The following is a 9900-nucleotide window of genomic DNA, read 5'->3' as shown; positions in this document are numbered from 1 at the left end:
CCCGCCCCAGCTCGCCGCGGGGGGGGCGGTGCCCGGGGCCCCCCGCGCGGACTCGCATCCGGCCACATTCGTCGAACTTTCCGAACGCTCGGAGGACATGCGGTGAACGAACTGCCGCAGCAGCTGGTCAACGGCCTGCTACTAGGATCCATGTACGGGCTGGTCGCCATCGGCTACACAATGGTCTATGGCATTGTCCAGCTCATCAACTTCGCCCACGGCGAGATATTCATGACCGGCGCCTTCGGCGCCCTCACGGTCTACGTCTACATCCTTCCCGACGGCACCTCCATGTGGTTGGCCCTGCCGCTGATGCTCATCGGCGCCATCCTGGTCGCCGTCACGGTCGCCGTCGGAGCGGAACGGTTCGCCTACCGCCCCCTGCGCAACGCCCCACGCCTCGCGCCCCTGATCACCGCCATCGGCCTCTCCCTGGCCCTGCAGCAGGCGGTGTGGGCCTGGTACCCGCAGGCGAAGTCCGCCCGCACGTTCCCGAGCATCCCCGGCGGCCCCTTCGACATCGGCAGCGTCACCATCCAGACCGGCGATGTCTTCCTGCTGCTGGCGGCCCCGATCAGCATGGCGATCCTGGCCTACTTCGTGATGCGCACCCGCACCGGACGCGGCATGCAGGCCACCGCGCAGGACCCGGACACCGCGAAGCTGATGGGCGTCAACACCGACCGCATCATCGTGATCGCGTTCGCCCTCGGTGCCACCTTCGCCGCCGTCGGTTCCGTCGCCTACGGCTTCAAGTACGGCCAGATCGACTTCCGTATGGGCTTCATCCTCGGTCTGAAGGCCTTCACCGCGGCTGTCCTCGGCGGTATCGGCAACATCTACGGCGCCATGCTCGGCGGCATCGTCCTCGGCGTCGCCGAGGCCCTGTCCACCGCCTACATCGGGGACATCCCCGGCATGGACAAGTTCGGCAGCCAGTCCTGGGCAGACGTCTGGGCGTTCGTACTCCTCATCCTCGTGCTGCTGTTCAGGCCCCAGGGTCTGCTCGGTGAGCGCGTGGCGGACAGGGCGTGACACCGATGACCACACAGACCTCAGCAGAGACCCCGAGCGCCCCCGCGGCCGTCCAGACCGGCCTGATCGGCATCCCGGCCTCCCTCGGCCGGGCCCTCGCCACCGGCGGCGGCGCCCTGACCATCGTCTCCACGTTCCTCGCCTGGACCTGGACCGCGGAGTTCCCCGGCGACCTCACCGTCTACGGCTACCCGGGCGGCCTGCAGGTCCTCGTCCTGATCGGCGGCGTCCTCACCACCCTGTTCGGCCTCGCCTCGTACGGCGTCAAGGGCCTGGACCGGCTGACGCCCGGGAGCGCCGACGGCGCCCTGAAGATGGCCGCGCTCGGCACCTTCGCCACCGCCTGGTACACCGTCATCGCGATCAGCGCCAAGCTCGGCGGACTGGTGAACCTGGAGGCGGGCGGCTTCGTCGTCGCCATCGCCACGCTGGCCGCCCTGCTCGGCGCGCTGGCCCTGCCGTTCGAGCGGCCGACCCCCGAGCCGTCCGACCCGGACGACACCGGCTGGGAGGCGTTCCGCCACACGTCCCGCCAGAACTGGAACATCTTCAAGGCGGCGTTCGCCGGCAAGACCCCCGCTCCGGCCGCCCAGCTGCCCGTCTATGTCGAGATCCTCGTCATCGTGGCGGCCATGGCCCTCGGCCTGATCGTCTTCACCTACGGCATCGGCACCGAGTACGACCAGCTGTTCGTCGGCTTCCTCATCACCGCCGGCTTCGGCTTCGCCGCCATCGCCAAGGCCGGGATCGTGGCCCGGGTCTCGGCGATCACCGCGCGGCACCGCACGTTGACCATGGTCGGCGCCTTCACCGCCGCGGCCGCCTTCCCCTTCACGCAGTCCGACGACCAGTACGCGACGATCGGCGTCTACATCCTGATCTTCGCCACCGTCGCGCTCGGCCTGAACATCGTCGTCGGCCTCGCCGGCCTCCTCGACCTCGGTTACGTCGCCTTCCTCGGTGTCGGCGCCTACACCGCGGCCCTGGTCTCCGGCTCGCCGTCCTCGCCGCTGCACGTCAGCTGGCCGTTCTGGGCCTCGGCGCTGACCGGCGCGGCCGTCGCCATGGTCTTCGGTGTCCTCATCGGCGCCCCGACCCTGCGCCTGCGCGGCGACTACCTCGCCATCGTGACGCTCGGCTTCGGTGAGATCTTCCGTATCACCGTCCTGAACATGGACGGCACCTCGGGCCCGGACGTCACCAACGGCTCCAACGGCATCTCCTCGATCCCGAACCTGGACATCCTCGGCTTCGACTTCGGTCAGGAGCACACGCTCCTCGGCGCCACCATCGGCCGGTTCGCCAACTACTTCCTGCTGATGCTGCTCATCACGCTCATCGTGGTCGTGGTGTTCCGGCGCAGCAGCGACTCCCGCATCGGCCGTGCCTGGATCGCCATCCGCGAGGACGAGACCGCAGCGCTCGCCATGGGCATCAACGGCTTCCGGGTCAAGCTCATCGCCTTCGCCCTGGGTGCGGCCCTCGCCGGTCTCGCCGGCTCCGTCCAGGCCCACGTCACCTACACGGTGACCCCGGAGCAGTACCAGTTCGCCCACGTCGTCCCGCCCAACTCGGCCTTCCTGCTGGCCGCGGTGGTCCTCGGCGGCATGGGCACCATCTCCGGACCACTGGTCGGCGCGGCCCTGCTCTACCTGATCCCCGCGAAGCTCCAGTTCCTGGGCGACTACCAGCTCTTCGCCTTCGGTGTCACGCTCGTGCTGCTGATGCGCTTCCGCCCGGAGGGCCTCATCCCCAACCGCCGTCGGCAGCTCGAATTCCACGAAGAGGCCGAAGCACCCGCCGTCCTCACCAAGGCAGGGGCGTGACCACGATGACCACCGACACCACCACCAAGGACGCCGCCCCCGGCGCCTCCGCCCCCGGCGAGGTCGTGCTCGACGCCCGTGGCGTCACGATGCGATTCGGCGGTCTGACCGCCGTGCGCGGCGTCGACCTCACCGTCAACAGCGGCGAGATCGTCGGCCTGATCGGCCCCAACGGCGCCGGCAAGACGACCTTCTTCAACTGCCTGACCGGCCTGTACGTCCCCACCGAGGGCGAGGTCCGCTACAAGGGCAACATCCTGCCGCCGAAGTCCTTCAAGGTCACCGCGGCCGGCATCGCCCGTACCTTCCAGAACATCCGTCTGTTCGCCAATATGACGGTCCTGGAGAACGTGCTCGTCGGCCGTCACACCCGCACCAAGGAGGGCCTCTGGTCCGCCCTGCTGCGCGGACCCGGCTTCCACAAGGCCGAGGCTGCCTCCCGCGAACGCGCCATGGAACTGCTGGAGTTCGTGGGCCTGGAGGCGAAGGCCGAGCACCTGGCCCGCAACCTGCCCTACGGCGAGCAGCGCAAGCTGGAGATCGCCCGGGCGCTGGCGAGCGAGCCCGGTCTGCTGCTCCTCGACGAGCCGACGGCGGGCATGAACCCGCAGGAGACCCGGGCCACCGAGGAACTGGTCTTCGCGATCCGTGACAAGGGCATCGCCGTCCTCGTCATCGAGCACGACATGCGCTTCATCTTCAACCTCTGCGACCGCGTCGCCGTCCTCGTGCAGGGCGAGAAGCTCGTCGAGGGCGACAGCGCGACCGTGCAGGGCGACGAGCGGGTCGTCGCCGCGTACCTCGGCGAACCCTTCGAGAACGCTCCCGGCGACGAGGAGGTGGCCGAGGTCGAGGCCGCCGAGGCGCACGCCGAGACCACGACGGACGCCGCGCCCGGCAAGGAGAACGACCGATGACCGCACTGCTCGAAGTAGAGGACCTGCGGGTCGCCTACGGCAAGATCGAGGCCGTCAAGGGCATCTCGTTCAAGGTCGAGGCCGGCGAAGTGGTCACCCTGATCGGCACCAACGGCGCCGGCAAGACCACCACCCTGCGCACGCTCTCCGGTCTGCTGAAGCCGGTCGGCGGCCAGATCCGGTTCAATGGCAAGTCGCTGAAGAAGATCCCGGCCCACCAGGTGGTGTCGCTGGGGCTCGCCCACTCCCCCGAGGGGCGGCACATCTTCCCGCGCATGACCATCGAGGACAACCTGCGCCTCGGTGCGTTCCTGCGCAACGACAAGCCGGGCATCGAGAAGGACATCCAGCGCGCCTACGACCTGTTCCCCATCCTCGGGGAGCGCAGGAAGCAGGCGGCCGGCACCCTGTCGGGCGGTGAGCAGCAGATGCTGGCGATGGGCCGGGCCCTGATGTCCCAGCCGAAGCTGCTCATGCTGGACGAGCCGTCCATGGGTCTCTCGCCGATCATGATGCAGAAGATCATGGCGACGATCGCCGAGCTGAAGTCCCAGGGCACAACGATTCTGCTGGTCGAGCAGAACGCTCAGGCCGCCCTGTCGTTGGCCGACCAGGGCCACGTCATGGAGGTCGGCAACATCGTGCTCTCCGGCACCGGGCAGGACCTGCTGCACGACGAGTCCGTGCGGAAGGCGTACCTGGGCGAGGACTAGGACGAGGCCCGGGACACCCTGTCCCGCGTACGACGAGGCCCGCGCCCGATTCTCCGGGGCGCGGGCCTCGTCCCGTGCGTGCGGGGCGCGTACCGCCAGGGTCAGCCCTTGTCGGACGACTTGGCGGCCTTCTTCTCCTCGCTGTCCGCGATGACGGCCTCCGCGACCTGCTGCATGGACATCCGGCGGTCCATCGAGGTCTTCTGGATCCACCGGAAGGCGGCCGGCTCGGTCAGCCCGTACTCGGTCTGGAGGATGGACTTCGCCCGGTCGACGAGCTTGCGGGTCTCCAGCCGCAGGGTGAGGTCGGCGACCTCCTGCTCCAGCTGCTTCAGCTCGGTGAAGCGGGAGACGGCCATCTCGATGGCGGGCACGACGTCGCTCTTGCTGAACGGCTTCACGAGGTACGCCATGGCGCCGGCGTCCCGGGCCCGCTCGACGAGGTCGCGCTGCGAGAAGGCGGTCAGCATGAGGACCGGCGCGATGGACTCCTCGGCGATCTTCTCGGCCGCCGAGATGCCGTCCAGCTTGGGCATCTTCACATCGAGGATGACCAGGTCCGGCCGGTGCTCACGGGCGAGCGCCACGGCCTGCTCGCCGTCACCGGCCTCGCCGACGACGGTGTAACCCTCCTCCTCCAGCATCTCCTTCAGGTCGAGGCGGATCAGGGCCTCGTCCTCGGCGATGACGACTCGGGTCGTCAGCGGAGGCACGTGCGACTTGTCGTCGTCGGGCGCGTCTACGGGCTGGGGCGACTCGGCGGTCACGGGGGCTCCTCGTTCAGGGCAGAGGTACTGCTGACAAGAGCCTACCTAGCTACGGTATGGTGGACGCGCGGAGGGTCAGGGGAAACCTTGGAATCTGCGAGCCCCGGTAGCCCAATTGGCAGCAGGCAACGGATTCAAAACCCGTACAGTGTCGGTTCGAGTCCGACCCGGGGCACTTTTCCTGGCATTCCAAGGTCACTATTCCAAGGTCGTTACCGTGTGGGGCCCCTCATTTCCGAGGGGCCCTCGGTCATTGACCCGCATTACTTGGGGCTGTCGTCCTCGCCGATGTGGTGGACGCGGACCAGGTTCGTCGAGCCGGAGACGCCGGGCGGGGAGCCCGCCGTGATCACCACGACGTCACCCTTCTGGCAGCGGCCGTACTTCAGGAGCAGTTCGTCCACCTGGTCGACCATCGCGTCCGTGGACTCGACGTGCGGGCCGAGGAAGGTCTCGACACCCCAGGTCAGGCTGAGTTGCGAGCGGGTGGCCTGCTCCGGGGTGAACGCCAGCACGGGGATGGGCGAGCGGTAGCGGGACAGACGGCGGGCGGTGTCGCCGGACTGGGTGAAGGCGACCAGGAACTTCGCGCCGAGGAAGTCGCCCATCTCCGCCGCCGCACGGGCCACCGCTCCGCCCTGGGTGCGGGGCTTGTTGCGTTCCGTCAGTGGCGGCAGGCCCTTGGCCAGCAGGTCCTCCTCGGCCGCCTCGACGATACGGGCCATGGTGCGCACCGTCTCGATGGCGTGCTTGCCGACGCTCGTCTCGCCGGACAGCATCACCGCGTCCGTGCCGTCGATGACCGCGTTGGCGACGTCCGACGCCTCCGCACGCGTCGGGCGCGCGTTGTCGATCATCGAGTCGAGCATCTGCGTGGCCACGATGACCGGCTTGGCGTTGCGCTTGGCGAGCTTGATGGCCCGCTTCTGGACGATCGGAACCTGTTCGAGGGGCATCTCCACGCCCAGGTCGCCACGGGCGACCATGATGCCGTCGAAGGCGGCCACGATGTCGTCGATCGCGTCGACGGCCTGCGGTTTCTCCACCTTGGCGATCACCGGGAGGCGGCGGCCCTCCTCGGCCATGATGCGGTGGACGTCCATGGCGTCCTTGCCGCTGCGGACGAAGGACAGCGCGATGACGTCGCAGCCGATGCGCAGCGCCCACCGCAGGTCCGCCTCGTCCTTCTCGGACAGGGCGGGGACGGAGACGGCGACGCCGGGCAGGTTCAGGCCCTTGTGGTCGGAGACCATGCCGCCCTCGACCACGGTGGTGTGCACCCGGGGACCGTCGACGGAGGTGACCTCCAGGCAGACTTTGCCGTCGTCGACGAGGACGCGCTCGCCGGGGGTGACGTCCTCGGCGAGGCCCTCGTAAGTGGTGCCGCACTGGTTGCGGTCGCCCTCGACGCCCGGCTCCACCGTGATCGTGAAGGTGTCGCCGCGTTCAAGGAGTACGGGTCCTTCGGCGAATCTGCCGAGCCGAATCTTCGGGCCCTGAAGGTCGGCGAGGATGCCGACGCTGCGGCCGGTCTCGTCCGCCGCCTTCCGTACGCGCTGGTAACGCTCCTCGTGCTCGGCGTGCGTGCCGTGGCTGAGGTTGAATCGGGCGACGTCCATTCCGGCCTCGACCAGTGCCTTGATCTGGTCGTACGAGTCCGTGGCGGGCCCCAGAGTGCAAACGATCTTTGCTCGGCGCATGATTCGAGCCTAGGCCTTACCCGCCGGTAGAGAATTGGCAGGGGGTGACTACTCAACAACCTTTCCGTGAAGCGCTATTGACAAGTGTTGAATTGTGCGGTGGGCCGCTCCTATGAGCATCAACAGGGTCGAAGAGTTTCGGCCACCGATCGCCGGGCGAGGCGAATTCCGGCGGCCCCACTCCGCCCTCCCGGAATATGCACATGAGCGCGGCAACCGTACACATGAGCGCGACGGCCCATTCGAAATCCGGAACGCGTTCTCGCGGATCGGGGCCCGGACGCCGGCCCCGGACTCACAGGCTGGGCGGCGCCATGGTGAAGCGGGCGTTCACCTGTGCGTACACATGCTGGCGCTGGGGTTCGAGGTCGAGCGGGGCCTCCTCCGCGGCCGCGGCGAAGGCCATGGAGCGGGTGCGGCCCGCGGCCCGGGGCGCGTAGGGCTCGGCGTTCTCCGCGCCGATGTCGGCGAGCTCCACCAGCGCGGCCAGGGTGGTGCCGAGCGCCTCCGCGTACTCCCGGGCGCGCTGGACCGCCTCGCGCACCGCCTGCTGCCGGGCCTGCCGGTGCACCGGTGAGTCGGGGCGCAGGGCCCACCAGGGGCCGTCGACCCGGGTGAGCTCCAAGTCGGCGAGACGGGTGGTGAGTTCACCGAGGGCGGTGAAGTCGGAGAGCTCCGCGCTGATGTGGACCCGGCCGTGGTGGGTGCGGACGCGTTCGCCGCGGCCGTGCGAGGACAGCTCGGGAGTGATGGAGAAGAAGCCGGTCTCCAGCCGCTCCACGGCCTCGCCGTAGGACTTGACGAGGTCAAGGACGGCGGCGTTGCGGCGGGTGAGGTCGTCCAGCGCCGAACGCCGGTCCCGTCCGCGCGCGTTGATGGTGATCCCGATGCGGGCGATCTCGGGGTCGACTTCGAGGTGGGCCTCGCCGCGGACGGCGATACGGGGAGCGTCGGCAGTGCCGTACGGGGCGGTCATACGTCCCACTCTGTCACGTCTCATCTCTATGACGGCGGGCGAGTTGAGGGATTCGGTCACCAGATCGAAACCTCCCGGACCTGTTGCCGTCAGTCATGTGCAGGTCAGAATCTACGCGCGTTGTTGACCGATCGTCGAGGAGAAGCAGACATGCCCTTGAACCGCCGGAAGTTCCTGAAGAAGTCCGCCGTGACCGGGGCGGGGGTGGCGATCGCGGGCGCGGCGGCGGCTCCGGCGGCGCAGGCCGCGCAGCCCACGGCGGCGAAGAAGCCGGGCAAGCGCTACTCCCTGACCGTCATGGGCACGACCGACCTGCACGGGCACGTCTTCAACTGGGACTACTTCAAGGACGCGGAGTACGCCGACAAGGCGGGCAACGCCATGGGCCTGGCCCGGATCTCCACCCTGGTGAACCAGGTGCGGGAGGAGAAGGGCCACTGTCACACGCTGCTGCTGGACGCGGGCGACACGATCCAGGGCACCCCGCTGACGTACTACTACGCCAAGGTCGACCCGATCACCGCCAAGGGCGGCCCGATGCACCCGATGGCGCAGGCCATGAACGCGATCGGCTACGACGCGGCGGCCCTCGGCAACCACGAGTTCAACTACGGCATCGAGACGCTCCGCAAGTTCGAGGACCAGCTGGACTTCCCGCTGCTCGGCGCCAACGCGGTCGACGCGAAGACGCTGAAGCCGGCCTTCCCGCCCTACTTCATCAAGAAGTTCCACGTGCCGGGCGCCCCGCCGGTCAAGGTCGCCGTCCTCGGCCTGACCAACCCGGGCATCGCGATCTGGGACAAGGCCTACGTCCAGGGCAAGCTGGCCTTCCCGGGCCTGGAGGAGCAGGCCGCGAAGTGGGTGCCGAAGCTGAAGGCACTGGGCGCGGACGTCGTCGTGGTGTCGGCGCACTCCGGCTCCTCCGGCACCTCGTCCTACGGCGACCAGCTGCCCTACGTGGAGAACGCGGCCGCCAACGTCGCCCGCCAGGTGCCCGGCATCGACGCGATCCTGGTCGGCCACGCGCACGTGGAGATCCCGGAGCTCAAGGTCACCAACGAGGCCACCGGCAGGACGGTCGTGCTCTCCGAGCCGCTGTGCTACGCCGAGCGTCTGACCCTGTTCGACATCGAGCTGGTGTTCAGCAAGGGCCGGTGGGAGGTCGAGTCCGTCGCCGCCTCGCTGCGCAACTCCAACACGGTCGCCGACGACCCGAAGATCACCAAGCTGCTGAGCGACGAGCACGCGAAGGTCGTCGCGTACGTCAACCAGGTCGTCGGCACCGCGACCGCCACCCTCACCACGGTCGAGGCCCGCTACAAGGACGCCCCGATCATCGACCTGATCACCAAGGTCCAGGAGGACGTGGTCAAGGCGGCGCTGGCGGGCACCGAGTACGCCGCGCTGCCGGTGGTCGCCCAGGCCTCGCCGTTCTCCCGCACCTCCGAGATCCCGGCCGGCAAGGTGACCATCCGGGACCTGTCGGGCCTGTACGTGTACGACAACACGCTGGTCGCCAAGCTGATGACGGGCGCTCAGATCCGGGCGTACCTGGAGTACTCGGCGGAGTACTTCGTCCAGACCGCCGCCGGCGCCCCCGTCGACGTCGAGAAGCTGACGAACGCGAACAATCGCCCTGACTACAACTACGACTACGTGTCGGGCTTCCAGTACGACATCGACATCGCCCAGGCGCCCGGTTCGCGGATCAAGAACCTCACCTACAACGGTGCCGCCCTGGACGACGCCCAGCAGTTCGTGCTCGCGGTGAACAACTACCGCGCCAACGGCGGCGGCGCGTTCCCGCACGTCGCCTCGGCCAAGGAGCTGTGGTCGGAGTCGACCGAGATCCGCACCCGGATCGCGGAGTGGGTGACCGCGAAGGGCGTCCTGGACCCGAAGGATTTCGCGTCGGTGGACTGGAAGCTCACGCGGGGCGGCACTCCGGTCTTCTAGGCTGCCAGAT

General features: G+C 68.7%; 8 protein-coding genes and 1 tRNA gene. 6 read left to right on the top strand and 3 right to left on the bottom strand.

Features of this window, described 5'->3' with window-relative positions:
* Positions 1–102 precede the first annotated feature (102 nt).
* From ACWGKT_RS09015 to ACWGKT_RS09000, 4 genes are read left to right on the top strand one after another with little or no spacing between them, the layout of a single operon-like run.
* Positions 103–1035, top strand: coding sequence for a branched-chain amino acid ABC transporter permease (locus tag ACWGKT_RS09015; protein ID WP_235456931.1), 933 nt, complete (start codon positions 103–105; stop codon positions 1033–1035).
* Between the two features lie 5 nt (positions 1036–1040).
* The gene (locus tag ACWGKT_RS09010; RefSeq protein ID WP_453273059.1) at positions 1041–2861 is read left to right on the top strand and encodes a branched-chain amino acid ABC transporter permease; all 1821 of its coding nucleotides are present in this window, start codon (positions 1041–1043) and stop codon (positions 2859–2861) included.
* A gap of 5 nt (positions 2862–2866) precedes the next feature.
* Positions 2867–3778, top strand: coding sequence for an ABC transporter ATP-binding protein (locus tag ACWGKT_RS09005; protein WP_453273219.1), 912 nt, complete (start codon positions 2867–2869; stop codon positions 3776–3778).
* The gene (locus tag ACWGKT_RS09000; protein ID WP_356140587.1) at positions 3775–4491 is read left to right on the top strand and encodes an ABC transporter ATP-binding protein; all 717 of its coding nucleotides are present in this window, start codon (positions 3775–3777) and stop codon (positions 4489–4491) included. Before ACWGKT_RS09005 ends, ACWGKT_RS09000 begins: the two co-directional genes overlap by 4 nt.
* A gap of 101 nt (positions 4492–4592) precedes the next feature.
* On the opposite strand, the gene ACWGKT_RS08995 is transcribed toward ACWGKT_RS09000, so the two are convergent.
* Complete coding sequence (locus ACWGKT_RS08995; RefSeq protein ID WP_453273058.1) at positions 4593–5258, bottom strand: ANTAR domain-containing response regulator; 666 nt, start codon at positions 5256–5258, stop codon at positions 4593–4595.
* A 100-nt stretch (positions 5259–5358) separates the two neighbouring features.
* On the opposite strand from ACWGKT_RS08995, the gene ACWGKT_RS08990 reads away from it, so the two are divergent.
* Positions 5359–5433 (top strand) — tRNA-Leu (locus tag ACWGKT_RS08990).
* Between the two features lie 88 nt (positions 5434–5521).
* Here the strand turns inward: ACWGKT_RS08990 and pyk are convergent.
* Both pyk and ACWGKT_RS08980 read right to left on the bottom strand, forming a co-directional pair.
* Positions 5522–6958: a pyruvate kinase gene (gene pyk, locus ACWGKT_RS08985; protein ID WP_453273057.1), complete on the bottom strand. Its 1437-nt coding sequence runs from the start codon at positions 6956–6958 to the stop codon at positions 5522–5524.
* 295 nt (positions 6959–7253) lie between these two features.
* Positions 7254–7934 carry an SIMPL domain-containing protein gene (locus ACWGKT_RS08980; protein WP_453273056.1) on the bottom strand — a complete coding sequence of 227 codons (681 nt, stop codon included), beginning with the start codon at positions 7932–7934 and terminating at the stop codon, positions 7254–7256.
* A 150-nt stretch (positions 7935–8084) separates the two neighbouring features.
* On the opposite strand from ACWGKT_RS08980, the gene ACWGKT_RS08975 reads away from it, so the two are divergent.
* Positions 8085–9890, top strand: coding sequence for a bifunctional metallophosphatase/5'-nucleotidase (locus ACWGKT_RS08975; RefSeq protein ID WP_453273055.1), 1806 nt, complete (start codon positions 8085–8087; stop codon positions 9888–9890).
* Positions 9891–9900: the final 10 nt, after the last annotated feature.

The organism is Streptomyces sp. NPDC054794 (genome assembly GCF_053611585.1).
The sequence above is the reverse complement of the archived record's forward strand: the minus strand, read 5'-3'. Positions and strand labels throughout refer to the sequence as shown.

What these genes read in the sequence shown, in the direction of transcription:
- ACWGKT_RS09000 (WP_356140587.1), top strand. Translation starts at nt 3,775, where the DNA reads ATGACCGCACTGCTCGAAGTAGAGGACCTGCGGGTCGCCTACGGCAAG.
- ACWGKT_RS08975 (WP_453273055.1), top strand. Translation starts at nt 8,085, where the DNA reads ATGCCCTTGAACCGCCGGAAGTTCCTGAAGAAGTCCGCCGTGACCGGG.
- ACWGKT_RS08980 (WP_453273056.1), bottom strand. Translation starts at nt 7,934, where the DNA reads ATGACCGCCCCGTACGGCACTGCCGACGCTCCCCGTATCGCCGTCCGC.
- ACWGKT_RS09010 (WP_453273059.1), top strand. Translation starts at nt 1,041, where the DNA reads ATGACCACACAGACCTCAGCAGAGACCCCGAGCGCCCCCGCGGCCGTC.
- ACWGKT_RS09005 (WP_453273219.1), top strand. Translation starts at nt 2,867, where the DNA reads ATGACCACCGACACCACCACCAAGGACGCCGCCCCCGGCGCCTCCGCC.
- pyk (WP_453273057.1), bottom strand. Translation starts at nt 6,958, where the DNA reads ATGCGCCGAGCAAAGATCGTTTGCACTCTGGGGCCCGCCACGGACTCG.